This window comes from Hwangdonia lutea, from assembly GCF_032814565.1.
Classification (GTDB): Bacteria; Bacteroidota; Bacteroidia; order Flavobacteriales; family Flavobacteriaceae; genus Hwangdonia; species Hwangdonia lutea.
In genome coordinates, this window is sequence record NZ_CP136521.1 from 1,475,610 (window position 1) to 1,494,078 (window position 18,469).

The 18,469-nt window shown below is 36.7% G+C and carries 13 protein-coding genes; 9 read left to right on the plus strand and 4 right to left on the minus strand.

Annotated features, from left to right (window positions below; all coding sequences use genetic code 11):
- Nucleotides 1–159 precede the first annotated feature (159 nt).
- From RNZ46_RS06380 to RNZ46_RS06400, 5 genes are read left to right on the plus strand one after another with little or no spacing between them, the layout of a single operon-like run.
- On the plus strand, nucleotides 160–792 hold the full coding sequence (locus RNZ46_RS06380) for a hypothetical protein (protein WP_316984548.1): 633 nt from the start codon (nucleotides 160–162) through the stop codon (nucleotides 790–792).
- Nucleotides 761–2,203: a flotillin family protein gene (locus RNZ46_RS06385; protein WP_316984549.1), complete on the plus strand. Its 1,443-nt coding sequence runs from the start codon at nucleotides 761–763 to the stop codon at nucleotides 2,201–2,203. Before RNZ46_RS06380 ends, RNZ46_RS06385 begins: the two co-directional genes overlap by 32 nt.
- A 57-nt stretch (nucleotides 2,204–2,260) precedes the next feature.
- Nucleotides 2,261–3,358, plus strand: coding sequence for a biotin synthase BioB (gene bioB / locus RNZ46_RS06390; protein WP_316984550.1), 1,098 nt, complete (start codon nucleotides 2,261–2,263; stop codon nucleotides 3,356–3,358).
- A 45-nt stretch (nucleotides 3,359–3,403) separates the two neighbouring features.
- The gene (locus RNZ46_RS06395) at nucleotides 3,404–3,682 is read left to right on the plus strand and encodes a hypothetical protein (RefSeq protein ID WP_316984551.1); all 279 of its coding nucleotides are present in this window, start codon (nucleotides 3,404–3,406) and stop codon (nucleotides 3,680–3,682) included.
- Between the two features lie 11 nt (nucleotides 3,683–3,693).
- Nucleotides 3,694–4,566 (plus strand): cupin-like domain-containing protein, encoded by an 873-nt coding sequence (locus RNZ46_RS06400; protein ID WP_316984552.1) that lies wholly within the window; start codon nucleotides 3,694–3,696, stop codon nucleotides 4,564–4,566.
- A gap of 56 nt (nucleotides 4,567–4,622) precedes the next feature.
- Here the strand turns inward: RNZ46_RS06400 and RNZ46_RS06405 are convergent, their stop codons facing one another.
- Nucleotides 4,623–5,096, minus strand: a complete 474-nt coding sequence (locus tag RNZ46_RS06405) for a regulatory protein RecX (RefSeq protein WP_316984553.1) — start codon at nucleotides 5,094–5,096, stop codon at nucleotides 4,623–4,625.
- A 64-nt stretch (nucleotides 5,097–5,160) separates the two neighbouring features.
- Here RNZ46_RS06405 and RNZ46_RS06410 point away from each other — a divergent pair, with 64 nt between their 5' ends.
- Both RNZ46_RS06410 and RNZ46_RS06415 read left to right on the plus strand, forming a co-directional pair.
- On the plus strand, nucleotides 5,161–7,605 hold the full coding sequence (locus RNZ46_RS06410; RefSeq protein ID WP_316984554.1) for a DUF8693 domain-containing protein: 2,445 nt from the start codon (nucleotides 5,161–5,163) through the stop codon (nucleotides 7,603–7,605).
- Between the two features lie 192 nt (nucleotides 7,606–7,797).
- Nucleotides 7,798–9,705: a DUF8693 domain-containing protein gene (locus RNZ46_RS06415; protein ID WP_316984555.1), complete on the plus strand. Its 1,908-nt coding sequence runs from the start codon at nucleotides 7,798–7,800 to the stop codon at nucleotides 9,703–9,705.
- A 314-nt stretch (nucleotides 9,706–10,019) separates the two neighbouring features.
- On the opposite strand, the gene RNZ46_RS06420 is transcribed toward RNZ46_RS06415, so the two are convergent.
- The 3 genes from RNZ46_RS06420 to porZ are packed head-to-tail and all read right to left on the minus strand — an operon-like array spanning nucleotide 10,020 to nucleotide 15,487.
- Complete coding sequence (locus RNZ46_RS06420; RefSeq protein WP_316984556.1) at nucleotides 10,020–12,431, minus strand: TonB-dependent receptor plug domain-containing protein; 2,412 nt, start codon at nucleotides 12,429–12,431, stop codon at nucleotides 10,020–10,022.
- Between the two features lie 3 nt (nucleotides 12,432–12,434).
- Entirely contained in the window at nucleotides 12,435–13,154 is a 720-nt protein-coding gene (gene recO, locus RNZ46_RS06425) for a DNA repair protein RecO (protein ID WP_316984557.1), read from the minus strand.
- The gene (gene porZ / locus RNZ46_RS06430) at nucleotides 13,154–15,487 is read right to left on the minus strand and encodes a type IX secretion system anionic LPS delivery protein PorZ (protein ID WP_316984558.1); all 2,334 of its coding nucleotides are present in this window, start codon (nucleotides 15,485–15,487) and stop codon (nucleotides 13,154–13,156) included. The genes recO and porZ overlap by 1 nt, the downstream gene beginning before the upstream one ends.
- A gap of 801 nt (nucleotides 15,488–16,288) precedes the next feature.
- Between porZ and RNZ46_RS06435 the strand changes: the two genes are divergently transcribed.
- Nucleotides 16,289–16,948 (plus strand): hypothetical protein, encoded by a 660-nt coding sequence (locus tag RNZ46_RS06435; protein ID WP_316984559.1) that lies wholly within the window; start codon nucleotides 16,289–16,291, stop codon nucleotides 16,946–16,948.
- A 69-nt stretch (nucleotides 16,949–17,017) separates the two neighbouring features.
- Entirely contained in the window at nucleotides 17,018–18,439 is a 1,422-nt protein-coding gene (locus tag RNZ46_RS06440; RefSeq protein WP_316984560.1) for an FAD-dependent oxidoreductase, read from the plus strand.
- Nucleotides 18,440–18,469 lie beyond the last annotated feature (30 nt).

An 18,469-nucleotide genomic window follows, 5' to 3' on the forward strand; every position in this document is an offset into this window, starting at 1 on the left:
TTCTAACAAACAAACACAATAAAACCGATGTCTTATAAACATTCAGCTCAAAGATATTTTGTAACAATACATGCGTTCCAGCTACTTATAAGTAGAAAATAAAGTTGAAAAGCTTTATAAAGATTGTATATTTATTCCGTAATATTTATCGTTTACACAATGGCAGAATGGTTTTCAAATTTAGGCTTACTTTTAAAAATATACTGGCTCATTGCCATTATAGGCTCACTCGTTTTTACAATTGTAATCATTTTAGCATTTACAGGTGGCGACGCTGATGAGTTTGAAGATATAGACTCTGAAATAGATGCCGATACTGGTATTGGATTTCAATTTATAACCTTTAAAAATTTAGTCGGATTTTTTACCATTTTTGGTTGGAGCGGTATAGCTTGTATTGAAGCAGGACTATCAACACCCTTAACCATTGTCATTTCTTTTTTATCCGGATTGCTAATGATGACCATAATGGCCGCTATGTTTTACTTTATGCGAAAATTAACCGATAGCGGCACTCTAAACTACAACAATGCCATTGGTGCCATTGGCGAAGTGTATTTAACCGTTGGCGCTAACCGCTCTAAAATGGGAAAAGTTAGTGTAAGCGTTCAAGGGTCATTGCGCGAACTAGATGCCTTAACCGATTCTTTTACAGCCCTACAATCCGGCACCATTATAAAAGTAGTAGATGTTACCAACAACGGTATTTTAATCGTAGATCAAACAAGAAAACCAATAGAACCCACAAAACCACAAACTTATGAGATTACTGATAATTCAGGAGGGCTTTAATCTAGGACTCCCCATGGCGCTAATTTTTGGCGTATTATTTATATTCCTTTTTTTAATTGTATTAATCAGACGCTACAAACGCTGTCCGTCCGACCGGATTTTAGTCGTTTACGGTAAAGTTGGTGGCGGACAATCGGCAAAATGTATTCATGGTGGCGCCGCCTTTATTTTACCCGTTATTCAAGATTACGAGTTTTTGGATTTAACTCCAATTTCCATTGAAGTTAACCTGGTAAACGCCCTGTCCAAACAAAACATTCGTGTTAATGTGCCATCGCGTTTTACCATTGGTGTTTCAACCGAGCCGGGAGTGATGCAAAATGCAGCGGAACGCTTGCTAGGTTTAGGATTACCGGATATTCAAGAATTGGCTAAAGAAATTATTTTCGGTCAATTGCGTTTGGTTGTAGCCTCGATGGACATTGAGGAAATTAATAACGACCGCGATAAATTCTTAACCAACATTTCGCAAAGTGTCGAAACCGAATTAAAGAAAGTAGGTTTAAAGTTAATCAACGTAAACATCACCGATATTGTTGATGAATCCGGCTATATTGAAGCTTTAGGAAAAGAAGCTGCGGCACATGCTATAAATGCGGCGCGTAAATCGGTTGCCGAAAAAACCAGGGATGGTTCCATTGGTGAAGCCAATGCGGTTCAAGATGAAAGAACCCAAGTTGCGGCTGCAAATGCCCAAGCTGTTGAAGGTGAAAATACCGCAAAAATCGCCGTTGCAAATTCCGATTCGCTACGTCGCCAACGCGAAGCAGAAGCAGAACGTGTCGCCATTGCTGCCGAAAAAGTACAAAGCGCCAAAGCCTTGGAAGAATCGTATGCGGCTGAAAAAGAAGCTGAAACCGCCAGAGCGGAAAGAGAGCGCTCATCGCAAATGGCCGATGTTATTGTACCTGCTGAAATTGATAAAAAGAAGGTTGAAATTGATGCCGAAGCAGAAGCCGAAAAAATTAGAAGACGCGCCAAAGGTGAAGCCGATGCCATACTTTTTAAAGCCCAAGCAGAAGCTGAAGGTTTATACGAAATACTAACCAAACAAGCCGCCGGTTTAGACCAAATTGTAAAAGCGGCCGGTAACAACTCCAAAGATGCGGTGTTGTTATTGATTGCCGATAAGTTGCCGGAATTGGTTAAAACACAGGCCGAAGCCATTAAAAACATCAAAATTGACAAAGTTACCGTTTGGGAAAATGGTGGTGGAAAAGACGGCAAATCGTCAACAGCCAATTTCCTTTCAGGCATGTACCAATCGGTGCCGCCATTGCAAGACATGTTTAATATGGCGGGGATGCAATTGCCCGAATATTTAAAAGGCAAAGCCCCTAAAGAGGAGGTCGTCATAAACAAAAAAGCTCCTTTTAAAGACGATGTTGATAATTCTGAGCATAAAGAATAAAATTAAAATTCCGCTTTTCCAGCGGAATTTTCTACTTTTACACCTATATTTAAGACTATGAGCGCAACCAAACACAACTGGACCAAAGAAGAAATTTTAGACATATACAACAAACCGTTAATGGAACTGCTTTACGAAGCTGCCACCACACACCGCAAAAACCACGACCCCAATGTGGTACAGGTTTCAACTTTACTATCAATAAAAACTGGAGGCTGCTCTGAAGATTGTGGGTATTGTCCGCAAGCCGCACGTTACCACACCAATGTTGAAGGCAACGATTTAATGACGGTTAAACAGGTAAAAGCGCAAGCTTTACGTGCAAAATCGACGGGAAGTTCGCGTGTTTGTATGGGTGCCGCATGGCGTAATGTAAAAGATGGCGAAGAGTTCGACCAGGTTTTAGAAATGGTGCGTACCATTAATAAACTGGATATGGAAGTGTGCTGCACTTTGGGTATGATTACCGAAAACCAAGCTAAACGGTTGGCTGAGGCCGGTTTGTATGCTTACAACCATAATTTAGATTCATCGGAAGAATATTATAAAGAAGTGATTTCAACCCGTGGTTACCAAGACCGTTTGGATACGATTGATAACGTGCGTAAAACCAACGTTACGGTTTGCTCCGGCGGAATTATTGGCATGGGCGAAAATCTTGAAGATAGAGCGGGCATGCTCGTGGCACTTTCCACATTAAACCCGCAACCGGAATCGACGCCCATTAATGCTTTGGTAGCGGTTGAAGGCACACCGCTTGAAGACCAAAAACCGGTTTCGATTTGGGAGATGATTAGAATGGTGGCCACCACCCGAATTGTAATGCCCGAAACCCAAGTGCGTTTAAGTGCGGGACGTACGCAAATGACACGCGAAGGACAGGCCATGTGCTTTTTTGCCGGTGCCAATTCTATTTTTGCCGGCGATAAACTATTAACCACTCCAAACCCGGATGTAAACGAGGATATGGAAATGTTTAAGGAATTGGGACTAAATCCGCAAAAGCCTTTTACTAAAAAGGTACAGCCACAAACCGTTGAGGCATCGGAATCGAAACTTGAAGCTTTGGGTGAAAAACCAAAATGGACACGCCCCGAGCATACCATTGAACGCAACGAAATGGCCAAGGCCAAGGCCAAAGCGATAAAGCAATAGCCTTAGATTTTTGGAAACAGCCTTTTGGCAGGCCCGCGTTAGGGATTGCAGTGGAAAGCCCACAGCACCTTTTTTGGTGCGAGGACTTGTAGCGGAAAGCCCGACCGAAGCGACCCTGAAAAAGTGTCCTGTACTAAGCAACAGGCGCTTAGCGAAACCAAAATAAGCCAAGGTGTTAACCGTGTTGGTATGAGCGTAGGGAACGCCCAAAATACTGTGTGGATTCCTGTTATCAGAGGAATGACAATCCCAAAGGAAAGCTTGCACCAAACTGCAAGGCATTATTTTATAATTAACAACGTTTTACTAACTTTGATTTACTAAAAAGTTAAGCATTGGCACTAAACCTACAAGACATTCCGCGAGTAAAAACGATTTCGAAAGAGGCCTTTTTAACGCAGTATTTTAAACCGCAAAAACCTGTGGTTATTGAGCGTTTTATTGAGGATTGGCCCGCTTACAGCAAATGGAACTTAGCGTATATTAAGCAGATTGCCGGCGATATTACCGTGCCGCTTTACGACGACAGACCCGTAGATTACAAAGAGGGTTTTAACGAGCCGCATGCCAAAATGAAAATGGCCGATTATGTAGATTTATTAAAACGCGAGCCTACCAAATACCGCATTTTTTTATGGAATATTTTAAAGGAAGTGCCCCAATTGCAAAACGATTTTAGCTACCCCGATTTTGGATTGCGCCTTATGAAAGGCTTGCCCATGCTGTTTTTTGGCGGTAGGGATTCGTACACTTTTATGCATTACGATATTGATTTGGCCAATATTTTCCATTTTCATTTTGAGGGCAAAAAACGGGTTATTTTGTTCGACCAAAAACAGAATGACTATTTGTATAAAATTCCGCACTCGTTAATTACCAGGGAAGATATCGATTTTAACAATCCGGATTTTGAAAAATGGCCCATGCTAAAAAAGGCCCAAGGTTTTAAAGCCGAACTAAACCATGGCGAAGTGCTTTACATGCCCGAAGGTTATTGGCATTACATGCGGTATATTACACCCGGGTTTTCCATGAGTTTGCGCGCCATAGCCCGTAATCCCAAAAACTTCGGAAAGGCTGTTTACAACCTTTTAATTATGCGCAATTACGACAATGCGATGCGCCGCTTAAAAGGGCAGCAATGGATTGATTGGAAAAACGAGCAAGCCATTGTACGAACCCATCAAAAAAACGGTTTTACTCGATAACTGAGAATTTAATATGATTCTTTTACAGATGCCTCTTTTGCCTGTTTCGAGGTATTTTATTTAATAATCTCGTTGGCTTTTTCGTACACCAAAGCCGATTCCCAACCACGATATAACAGATAATCGATTAATTTTTTACGTTTCTTAAAAATGTTGGTTTCTTTAATGGCATTGGCTTTTTTTTCGGCTAAACTATTGAAAACCTCGATGTACTCCTCGTTTTCAATAGCATTAAGTGCTTGATTTATATTAACTTTGCTTATGTCTTTTTTCTTTAGTTCGAAAGTTAAACGACGCCGTCCCCATCCCTTAATTCTAAACTTACCACTTACAAATGTTTTGGCAAAACGTGCTTCGTTAAGATAGTTGTGTTTTAATAGGTGTACTATAATTACATCAATGGCTTCGGGTATCATGTGCATACCTTCTAGCTTTTGCCTAACGTCTTGATGGCAGCGCTCTTGATACGCGCAATAATGCTCCAGTTTTTTGGTAGCTTCTTGTAGGGTATATGTTTTTTTGGAATACATGTTTCAAAAATAACCATTGATACATGAATAAAACCAAATCGTGGATATTAAAAACTTAACAGTTATGAAAAACTTTACTTTTAAAAAATACTTTGCTTTATTAATTGCCTTTTTAGGTGTGATTGGTTTTGGGTATGGGCAAATAATTACCTTTGATTTTGGAGGAAATATTGGGAATGAGGTTTCTGTTGTTTCAAATTTTAATGATGTAAATCTTGGAGCATCCACAATTACAAGAGGAGCCGGTTTAACGGCTAATAATAATGCGAATAGGTTTAATGCGCAAAATTGGGCTTTGGTAAATATTGCAAATGCAGTAAGTGGAGACAATTATATGGAATTTACCATCACCCCAAATGCCGGTTTTGAGTTTAATGTTACAACAATTAATATAAATTTTCAACGTTCTTCAACTGGTGTAAGAGGGCTTTCTTTAAGAAGCTCTGTTGATTCTTACGCAACTGATATTGATGGTGAAAAAAGTGTTGCTGACAACACGAGCACACAAACTTTTTCTTTTAACGTTGCACATTCTAACAATACAACTCCAGTAACATATAGGTTTTATGGATGGGCTGAAGCAACTGGAGGTTCTGGAGGTTTTGAAGGCGGAGGAAATGATATTGTCGTGAATGGCTCTGTAATTGCTTCCTGTCTTTCAACATCAACATGGAATGGAACAATTTGGGTTGGTGGGACACCAGATTTAACAACTGAGGTTGTTTTAGATGCGAGTTTTAACACAGCAACTCATGGGGGAAGTTTTAGCGCATGTAATCTTACTGTAAATTCAAGCGGAACTTCACCCGAATACGTATTAACTGTAGCTAATGGTGATTACGTACAAGTACAAAACAATATTATAGCAAATGGTAATATTAATGTTCGGCCACGAGGTGCTGTAGTTCAAATTGATGATGCTGCAGCTGTTTTAGGAAGCGGTACAATTACTGTTACAAAAACTACCGCCCCTGCTAACGATTGGTATGAATACACCTATTGGAGCTCTCCGGTATCTGGTGCCGACATAGATAATGGCTTAACAGATTCTTATGTTAACAGACGTTTTTCCTTTAACGCGCAAAATTTCTTAGACCATTGCCAAGAAACAGCAAATAATAATATTTGTGATGACAATGGTGGCTCTGGTTTACAAGATGATATTGATGATGATGGTAACGATTGGCAATACATCAATGGTTCTACACTAATGATTCCGGGTGTTGGTTATGCTTCTACACACGACCCTACGCTTTTTGCCATAGGACCAGGAAACCAATTTGATTATACTTTTGAAGGCCCTTTTAATAATGGAATTATTACGGTACCCGTTTATAGAAATGATTCTGAACTAAATGATTATAACTGGAACTTTATCGGAAACCCTTATCCATCCGCTATTGATGCTGATTTGTTTTTAGCGGCAAATAGTGAAGTTTCTACTTCCGTTTCAACAACAAAATCTTTAAATGGTGCTATATTTTTATGGTCACAAGATACCCCTCCTTCCGGAACAGCCAACGGCAACGAACAGCTTAATTTCTCTAATGATGATTATGCCATTATCAATGCTGTAGGACAGAATGCTGGTGGAGATATGGTCATCCCAAATAGATATATTCCATCTGGTCAAGGTTTTTTTGTTTCATATTCTGACACAGCTGTTCCTTTATCAACTAGTGTTAATGGTGATGGTCATAGTATTGCACAAGGCGAAATTACTTTTGATAATTCGATGCGCGTTACTAATCCTTCGGCGAATAGCCAATTTTTCAAAAACTCAAATTCTGATAAAAGTAAAAATTCAAATGCCTATAATAAATTATGGGTTAACTTAAGGTCTGATAACGGGGTGTTTAATCAAATTCTTATTGGTTACGTAAATGGAGCGACTAATGAAGATGATGGAATTGCATACGACGCCCACAAATATTCAACTAAAGGTGCAGCAATATATTCAATCATACAAAATTCAAATAAAAAATTCGCCATTCAAGGCAAAGCCCCGAGTGATTTAAACGAGAATGAAATCATCGATTTAGGCTTTAAAACCGCCATTGATGTCCCAACGGTTTATACGTTTTCTATTGCCCAATTTCAGGGTGATTTTATAAATAACAATCCTGTTTTTTTAATTGACAACTTATTAAATAAAACCCACAATTTAAAGGTATGCGATTATAATTTTACCTCAGAAGTTGGTGAGTTTAACACGCGTTTTAAAATAGCCTTTAGCGATAAGGCATTATCTACGAGCGACTTTGGCTTAAACGACAATGCGCTTAAAATTATTGAATTGGACAACGACCGCGTAAACTTTAAACTATCGGATAATTTTAAGATTAAGTCCGTTACTATTTTCGATCTTTTAGGACGGCCGCTTTATAACTTAAAAGGTGCTAACAGCTCTGAAACCTATCAGCTTTCAAAGCTTAAAAACACGGTTTATATTGCCAAGGTGGAATTATCAAATGGCACAATAATTACTAAAAAAGCGGTTAAGAAATAAAAACACTTTCTGGTATACGCTGTTGATATAGCTTGGTTTAACAGTAAAAAAAATAAAAAATAGCTTGTGCGATAAATCCTTTTTATATAGTTTTGTCCGCTGAGTAACGTTTTGTTATTCATCAAGTTATGATTTTGCCCCAATAACCAACCCAAATTCATAATATCTCTCGTTTTTTTTAAAATTAATATTATGAATGGAATCCCCTATTTCAAAAGGTTAGCCCTTTTAATTGTCTTTGTTATCAGTGCTTTTAGCTATGGCCAATGTGGCACAGAAACCGCAACCTGGAATGGTAGTACTTGGATTTGGACTGGCGGCATTACCGCCGGAACCGTACCAACCATAGGCAACGCACTTCTAACCGTTATTACCGGAAATTACACCACAAATGCAACAAACGGAAGTTTTTCTGCGTGTAACTTAACCATTTTGGGCACTTTAAATATTGCCAATGGTTATTATATTGAAATAGAAGATGCCGTAACTGTTGATGGTGGCGACATCAATGTTTCCGAGCAAGGCGCCTTTATACAAAATGGGGTTAATCTTTTAGCGGGCACTTTTATTACCATAAATTCAGGCAGCGCCTCTTTGGTTAAAACCACCCGAAATTATGTAGACAGCGGATTGCATTATACCTATTGGTCGTCTCCCGTAACGAATAACGACATTACAACGGTATTTCCTAATCCTGACGATGGTAGACGATTCTTTTATGACGGCTCTAATTTTTTAGATGAACACACTGTGGGCACTACCAATAACACACCCGATGATATTGATGACGATGGCAACGATTGGCAAGTGGCAACGGGCGCTATGACACCGGGCTTAGGATACGCCGTAACCGCTATTGCACCGCCTTTGTTACCTTTTCCATTTCCGTATAACGACTCTGCAACGTTTACCGGGGTTTTTAACACCGGAGATATTGAGGTGACCATTTATAGAAATGATAACGAATTGATGGATAGCAATTGGAATCTGGTAGGAAACCCCTATCCGTCGGCCATTAATTTGGACGATTTTTTAGACTTAAACACTTACGATTTTTCAACCAATCCCACAGGAACTATTGGTGGTACGGTTTATTTATGGACACATATGAGTACCGCATCTGGGGCAAACCCAGGAAATCAAGTGAATAATTTTAGTCAAGATGATTATGCCACAGTGAATAAATCCGGTGGAACAGCAGCCGTTAATGGTGGCGAAACTCCAAATAAATACATTCCTTCGGGGCAAGGTTTTTTTGTAACATTTGCCAATAATGCACCCACAACGGGTGGCACATTACCGGTTTTAAGCAATACAGTTAAGTTTAACAACGACATGCGCGTTACCGGAAATAACGACCAATTTTTTAAGACTTCAAATTCTAAAAACAAGCCAAACAACACCAATAGATTGTGGGTGAATTTAACGTCTGATAACGGTGTGTTTAATCAAGTTTTAGTAGCCTATATCGATTCTGCCACCAGTGCTTATGATGGTGAGGTTTTTGATGCGCCTAAAAACACATCCTCTGGTGCCCCGGCCATTTTATATACTCTTATAGACAGTTCAAATAAAAAATTCGTGATTCAAGGTAAGTCGCCCAATGATTTGGATGAGCATGAAATTGTCAACTTAGGATTTAAAACAACCATTGATGTTGCCACGCTCTATACCTTATCTGCACAATTGGAAGGCGATTACCTAAACAATAATACCGTGTATTTAAAGGACAATTTACTTGCTAAAACCCATAATTTAACAGCTTCGGATTACAGCTTTACCTCCGATACCGGTGAATTTAACGACCGTTTTCAAATTGTGTTTAGCAATAAAACCTTAGCTACCAACGACATCAGTGAAAACGAAAATAGCCTGCGAATTACCGCATTGGATAACGACCGTGTAAACTTTAAAGCATCAAACCATTTCAATATTAATACGGTTCGTATTTACGACCTTTTAGGGCGTCCGCTTTATAATTTAAAAGGCGCAAACAGCTCTGAAACCTATCAGCTTTCAAAGCTTAAAAACACGGTTTATATTGCCAAGGTGGAATTATCGACCGGCGCGATAATTACTAAAAAAGTTATTAAAAGATAATTTTATTACCCGTTGTGCATTTTGGCAAAATTCTGTCAATTCGAGTGAATTTTACGATTGAAATGAGTAAAATTTGAATCGAGAATAAGAATTTTTGAACCATAAATGGGTTCTCGATACAATTTTTCGTTCCTCAAAATCACTCGAATTGACATTTGAAATTATTTTCATTCAAAATGCACAACGGGTTTTTATTGTCATTTCGAATCATACTTCTTTGTTTGAAGCTGTAACCATAGTGTTTTGGGTTTTTAGTTTTAATTAGAAAGATTGCCACGTCGTCCCGATAGTTATCGGAACTCCTCGCAATGGCGTTACAAACTATACTTTAAAGCCAAAATAAAGTTTCTGCCCGCCGCAGCAATACCCGACGAATAGGTTTTATAGCGTTTATCGGTTATGTTCTCTAAACTTGCCGTAAGTGTTGTTGACTTTGTTAATTGGTATTGCGTTCTCACATTTAATGTGCTCCACGAAGGGGCGTACGGATTGCCGTTTTCATCAATGGCGTAAATATAATCCTTCCCAATTTCGGAAGGTGCCAATTGATTAAAGGCCAACTCGTTGTTGTAATTGGCAAATACATCAATTTTTAAATCTTTATAATTCCAAATTAAGTGTGTGTTTCCAAAGCTAGGTGCTACATGGCGAATGGGGACTTCAATCTTTTCTTTTTCTTCGGTGCCTCCCGTAACACTGTATTGCGAGGTTAGTTTTAGGCTTTTGGTAACATTTATATCCAAGCCCACTTCGAAGCCATAAATCCATGCTTTTGAGGCATTTTGAATGGCCTGCACTTGGCTTAGTTCGCCATCGTACATAATTTGTGTTTCGCCGTTTAAGTTATAGTGACGGCGTACCAAGGCATTATCCAAATAGGTGTAATAGGTGCTCATATCCAAAATAAAATCGTCGCTAAAGCTCAGTTTTAAACCCAATTCGCCACCATAGGCATATTCTGGTTTTAGGTTTTCGTTGGGCACGACCACCGATCCGGGTTCGGAATCGAACACTTTACCAATATCGTCAATATTAGGTGCTCTAAACGCCGATGAGGCATTGAGTTTCCATTGCAAAATATTGTTGGGCGACCAGCTGATACCTGCCGTTCCCGTAAAGGCGCCTGCCTTATTTTCTGAGGACTCAAAAGGCAAATTCAAATAGGCATTATTGGCTTTAAAATTGGCTTTTGAAACAATATGGTTGAAACGTATACCCGATTGGAAAACAAACTTTGGGTTGGGTTTGTATTTAATGCTGGAATAAATAGCTGCCGATTGCCAACTTGCACCGTTGGGATATCTGGACACAGTTGGAAAGCTTGTGCCATTGTTGATATTTTCTTCCTTTCCGTGAGACATCACCTGGTTGTAAACATACTCCAGCCCATAAAAAAACTGTATTTTTGAACCTAGGTTTTTTTCAAAATCCAAATTAAATGAAAAGGCATCAACGGCTTCTTCCCTTATATTTCTGGTATCCGATTGAAAGTCTCTATCTTTTCTGCTTTCCTGAAAATTTTGGTATGCCAAGGTCGCCTTAATTTTATTATATAAACTAGAGCGGCTACTTAATTTGGTAGCTTGAAAATTAGACATAAACCATTGCTGTGGCCCGTAATGCCATTCGGCCGAACGTAAAGCACCCTGTTTGTATCGAATCAGTCGATCGTAACGCGGTATATCAGAGGTTGTGGTGTAATGCAAACCTAAATCGAAACTTAAATTGTCAATCGGTTGGTAATGTGCTTTTTGCATCACATTTATTTGATTGTATCCCGAATATCTTTGTTTTAAAGGGTTGTTGTTCTCAATAATAACATCGCCGTTATTAGTTGCCAATGCAAATTCCGGCCTTAAATAATTATTGGGGCCATGGCTTCCCATCCTTAAATCGTTAAAATCCGTATAACTAACGCTAGTTAAAAAGGCCCATTTTTTGTAGCCTAAATTAAAATCGAAATGGCCTGTTTTTTCTTCATTTGCCGTGGCGTATCGTACCACCGCATTGGTTTTAAACAATAGGCTATCGGTATTTGATAGTTTGGGTTTTAGGGTATAAAAACTCATAACACCGCCAATAGCATCGCTACCATAAATAACGGAACCTGAGCCTAAAGTGACTTCGGTATTTTGAATAGCAAAAGGATCAATCGCAATAACGTTATGCAAATTTCCGCCTCTAAAAATAGCGTTATTCATTCTTACGCCATCCACCGAAATCAACAATCTATTGGTTGAAAACCCACGAATCATTGGGCTTCCACCTCCTAATTGACTTTTTTGAATATAGACTTGCCCTGTATTTCCCAACACATCGGCACTGGTTTGCGGGTTTGTAAATTGGATGTTTTTTGAATTTAGACTTATAATTTTCTGTGGAATGTCTTTTTTGTTTTGTTCAAACTTTGAAGCCGAAATAACGATTTCTTCCAACCCGTGCATATTGGCATCTAAATACACAATATTAAAAGGATTGATTTGAGATTTTGTAAGCGCTTTTAAAATATGGGACAAGTGCTGAAAATAAATGGTTTCGGTATCTGAAAAGGCATCTAAATTTGCTTCACCTTCTAAATTTGTAATAACACTTTTTGTTTTATCGCTATTGTAAATGGCAACGCCTAAAACCGGTTCTTCAGTAAGTTTATTAAGCACCTTTACTTGTTGCGCAACCACACTTTGAGACACAAAAAACAATAAAAAAATGATGTAACGAAATGGCATACTTTAACTAAAAACTTGATTAAAAATCTGGAGTGATTTTGGGGTTTTAAAACTGCCCAAATGTAATTCAAAATAAAGCAAAATCATACTTAAAAACGATTGTCTTTGTTTTGCGTTAATTTTCACTGAAGATAAGCCATCAAATGTTGTGCCCAATAGGGTTTTTAAAAGTGTTAAATTTTCTCCAGACACGGTATATTTTCCATATTGTTTGGTTTCAAATTTACCATCTAATAAATTAAAGTAATTGTATGAACTATAAATTTCTTCGGGATAAAAACCTAAATATTTGGTGAGGTTTAGTAAAAAAAGCAAATGAAAGTTTGAGTATTCTGACTGTGCATCGAGCCACAATAAGGTGGTTTCGATATAACTAAATAAGTTGTTGTTTTGCTCTTCTTCTTTTAAGGTGTTTGCCAAAACCTCAGCCAAAAACATAACAATGGAGCTTTTATAAATATTAGCGTGCAAACTGGTGTACAATTGATGTAGCTTAACCTCTTTTATACGTTGTAAAGAACGGTTTTCTTTATAATCAATCTGTAATTGTAATTGCGATAATAGCTGAAAATATGCGATTTTAGAGCTTCCTTTTTTGCTTTTAAACACACCTCTTAACAGAAAACTAACCAAGCCCAATTGCTCGGTATAGCATTTTACGATTAAGTCGTTATCGCGGTACTTTAATTTGGATAATACAATGGCATTTGTGGAAAGTAGCATTATCTAACAACCATTAATTTCAACACTTTGGTTTCAAAGGTATCCAAATCCGATAACATAACAAGATAAACGCCGGAAGCCACGACATTGTTGGCAAGGTTTTTTCCGTTCCAATAGGCTGTTCCTCCATCAATTTCGAGATTGTAACCGCTGTATCGCAGATTGTTTCTGGATTGTGCCTCGGCTACCAGATTCCCCTCGATATCTGTAATTTTTATATTTACATTTTCTGAAATATCCTTGATTTTCACTTTTTCATCAACAATATTAAAGGTTGGTCTTACCGGATTTGGATAGGCATAAGCGCTTTCTAAATCGTTTAACGGACTTGAGCCACCCGACTGAAAAGACACCAAGCCTTTGTTTGTTGCGATGTAAACAATGCCGTTTGAAGGGTCTAATGAGACATCGTTTATGGTATTTGATGGTAAAGGCGAATTGGTTTTTGTAAAATGAAATATGGTTTTTTGGCCATCAGCAGAAAAATAAAACAGTCCGGAATCGGTAGTTCCAATCCATTTATTGTTGGAGCCGTCAACTTCAATGTCTGTAATGTTTTGCTCAAACAATAACTCTTTTGCGATGCCGCCTTCTTCTATAATTATTTCCTCGGCGCGAATATTTTCTTCGGTAAAGAAATTTGAGGTGTTGTAAATAACTCGTAATCCCCGTTCTGTTCCTACCCACAACTGATTTCTTTTATCTATGGCAATCGCCCTTACATTATGGGCTGGCATATTACTCTCCTCACTGTTTATGTTTTTTAACAACGGTGTGCCGTTGTTTTCATTAAATCCAATAACACCATTCCAGTATCCCGCTATCCATTTGGTGTTATCGTTTCCAATTACAATTTTAGGATAGCCTAATTCTGTTCTGAATTTTTTAAAACTATAGGATTGCCATTGATTGTTACTTGGGTTAAATGATTTTAAAGCGTTTTCAACTTGACTTGTAAGTGTCCATAAAACTCCGTTTTTATCAAATACTGTTGCTCCAACTCTAATATCGACATAATTGGGGTTTGAAGGCAACACCAATGATTCCAAACCACTATTTGTTTCGTTATAAAGTGTAGTAGGAATACCATCATTTACCTCTAAAAGTCCACTAAAAAAAGAACCTATAAAGACTTGATTGTTATTACTCGGGTTTATAGAAATAGTAGATAAACACTTTGCGTCCAAAACATCTTCATAGGGCGTATTGATCCAACTATCGTCTTTAAAGTAGCTAATGCCTCTACTATTTAAACCGTATGGGTTATAAAATAAGTCGTACTCACCAAAGGTAACCCACAATTCGTTTTCGCCAGATTGAATTGAAAACGGGATGTTTAACAGCGGACCTTCGGGATGAATTTCCTCATATTCGGTAGGATTTGAAACCGACGTTTTTAAAACACCAAAATCTTTGGTGCCTATATACATGGAATCTAAATGAAAAACAGCCGATGTAAATGCTGTATTAAAGGTACTATTTACATCAGCTTGAGCTAAAGCATTAAAACCACTATCGTACATATAAACACTGTTTTGTGTTGTAACCAATAGTCTATCGCTAACTGCCTTTACATCAACGGGCATATTTGGAAACTGAAACACCTCAGTTAAAACATCGTTTACCACACGATACATTCTGCTGTTGGTTCTAAGTGCATATAAGCTATTTTCTACAGTTTCAACGGCCAAAAAATCGCCATTGGTTACCGTTTGCCAATTTTGGTAATCAATTAAATTAGGGCTAGTTATTTGTGCTTTTTTCAATCCGTTACCATCTACACATGCTGCGTAAATATAATCGCCTAAAATAGCGGTTTGATTAACTCGCGTTTGACCGCCTGAGCCTCCTATAAAATAGGTGTCGCCAAATTCTAAGCGCTCCATATTAAATACAGAAACACCATAATTGGTAGACACATAAACCACATTATTATAATCCTTAAAATGATTAATTTTTTTGCTGGTTGGCGGAATAGTTGGTTTCTCAATAATATCGACAACGGAGAGAATATCGTCATCATCATCAAAAGCAATTTCAATTAAACCATTTTCGTAGCCAATAAGCAACAACTTATAAACATCGCTATAATATATGGTTGAAATAGTTTCGCCGGACAATCCATTAACGGTAGTAAGTGTGCTTAACTCGTTAGTTTGTAAATCTAAACTAAAAATAGCATTATCTGAAGCTGCATAAATTTTGTTGTTGCCCTTTACAACGTCCTTAATGGTATTGTATGAAAAATGACCTTGCCAAAGTGCCGAGAAATCCTGGGCAGAAAGCAGCAATGGTAATAAAAACAGTGTAAATACAGCAAGTCTTTTAATCATAGCTAATTTAAAAATTCAAATATATTTATATCTAACGACAATTACCTAGTATAATGTATATTATGGCTAAAAGTTAATTGAGAAAAGGTTTTGTATCATTTAAAATTAAATTAGATTTGTTTAATTATGAATGAAAACTCCTATCTATCTTTTTTTAGTTCAAATAAAAAGTTATTTATAATTATAATATTAACACACTGTATTTTTCTTTTTACCAAAATCTCTTTGGGTCATTTTTATTTAGCAGATTCCCACGACTATTACAGTTTAGCCGAAAACATAAAAAATAGCTTTGAGTTTTATTCCGCCCAACTTAACGCTGAAATAAATTTTGAGCATTACACAAAAAGACCTCCGTTATACAGCTTATTCATACTTGTATTTTCATTTTTTTTAAATTCTGAAATTAGCGTGCTAATTGCCCAAAATATACTTTCAATAATGAGTATGTTTTTATGCATAAAGCTATTTAAGGCATACTACAAGCAAATAAATCAAAATATCTTAGTCCTCTTTCTACTAACCTCTGTAAGTCAGTTTATTTATTCAAACTTACTGATGAGTGAAATTTTATTTCAATTTTTAATCATTGTATTGTGTTATTTATTTCATCACTTAATAACTAAATCCAACAAATATCATTTATTATATTTTCAGATTGTAATTGTTTTACTGTTTTTAACAAAACCCGTTTTTTATTTGTTTGTTTTACCTAACATTATTTTATGTGTTTGGTTAAGCAAGTACATAAAAAAAGCATTTCTATTTTCATTAATACCACTTACGGCTTGCCTTTTATATATGAATTGGAATTACCAAAGAACGGGTAGTTTTGAGTTTTCTAGTATTCAAAATATTAACTTAAAAAATTACAATTTATACTATTTTCATACTAATAAATATGGTGAGGAATATGCATTAAAAGTTAAATCGGAAATCACTGAGCAAGCGAGTAGAAAAACTACTTACGCCGAACAGCAAAATGAGATAAGAAAATTATCTTTAAGCTATATAAAACAAGACTGGTTAAGTTATGTTTACATGCACATAATAGGTGGCATAAAAATGTTTATTGACCCCGGTAGATTTGATTTGTATAATTTTTTTGAATTCAAGAACACCTCCGAAGTTGGGTTTTTAAAACACTATAACATAAGTGGTTTTTCTGGAGCAATAAATTATTTTAGAACTCAACCCACGTTAATACTAATTTTAATACCAATTGTCTTATTATTTAATATCCTAAAACTAATAGGGTTTACATTATTTTGGAAAAATAATTATAAAACAGCGCCAAAAGCATATTGGTTTATGTTGCTTATAATAGTTTATATAACGGCTTTAACCGGCTTTATTGGCGCATCAAGATTTCTAGTTGCAGTACTGCCCATTTATTTGCTTTTCGCTGTTTTGGGTTTTTCAAGAAAAAAGAAAGCTTTGCTAATTTCTCAGCAGAATTAACTTATCCATTCTTAATAAAAACCTCATATATTGTATATTGCCAAACCATTCGATTTTTAAAATTTATAAATGAAAAAGGCTATTGTTATTGGTGCTGGTCCCGCAGGACTTAGTTGCGCGTACGAGTTAAGCAAAAAAGGCGTCGATGTAATAGTTTTTGAAGCTAGCAACCACGTGGGCGGCATGTCTAGGAGTTTTAATTTATGGGGGCAAATAGTAGATTTAGGTCCACATCGTTTTTTTTCAAAACAAAAAGAGGTAAATGCTTTTTTTAATGCGTTGGTAAAAGATGATTTTACGCTTGTAAATAGGCAAACACGAATATTTTATAATGGTAAATATTTTCAGTATCCATTAAAATTTGGGAATGTTTTAAAAAATTTATCATTTGTCACTATTTTTCAAATTCTTTGGCATTATATAGTTAGAGTGTTATTTCCCATAAAAAACCCAAAAAATTTAGAAGAATGGATAAGCAACAGGTTTGGAAAAAAACTATATACTATATTTTTTAAAAATTACAGCGAAAAACTTTGGGGTATAAAATGCACCCAAATTGATGCAGATTGGGCAGCACAAAGAATAAAAACACTGTCGTTAGTTCAAGCTGTATTTTCTTCAATATTCAATAACAAAGGTAACAAACATAAAACATTGGTCGATCAATTTGCCTACCCCAACAATGGCACTGGCACATTATATGAGCGCGCAGCGGAATCAATAAAAAAGGAAAATGGAAAAATAGTATTTAACAAGCCTGTAAAAAGAGTTTTACTTAATAAATCCAATAAAAAGGTTCGCGGTGTAGAATTGGTTGATGGTTCTGTTTTTGAAGCAGATTACGTTATTTCAACAATGCCATTAACCAATTTGGTAAATGGATTTGATCAGGTTCCTGGAAAGGTAAAAAACGCCATTGATTCACTTTATTTTAGAAATACCATCTTAGTATATTTTGAAGTAGACACAAAAGATCTGTTTACAGATAACTGGTTATATATACACGCCCCAGAAGTTAAATTAGGAAGAGTTACAAATTTTAGAAATTGGTGTCCAACTTTAACCAAAGATAAAAACACCTCTATTTTAGCTTTAGAATTTTGGTGTTTTGAAAAAGACAAAATCTGGAGTGCGAACGACAATGACCTGATAAAAATGGCTAAGGAAGAACTTTCTGTTATCAACCTTATTCCTAAAAAAGATAAAATCATCAATTCTAGAGTTATTCGAGTGCCAAAATGTTACCCTGTTTATGAAACCGGATATATGAACAAATTAGATATAGTTAAAGATTATTTAAAAGATATTGAAGGTTTAATGCCTATTGGCCGTTACGGGGCTTTTAAGTATAATAATCAAGATCACTCTATTTTAATGGGGCTTTTAGCGGCCAATAAAATCACAAATAACAATCAAATAGATTTATGGAAGGTAAATACGGATACTGAATATCAAGAGGACGGTAAAATAAAGGATGTATTAATATACTAGGAGCCTCTTAATTTAAAACTGAAAACCTCA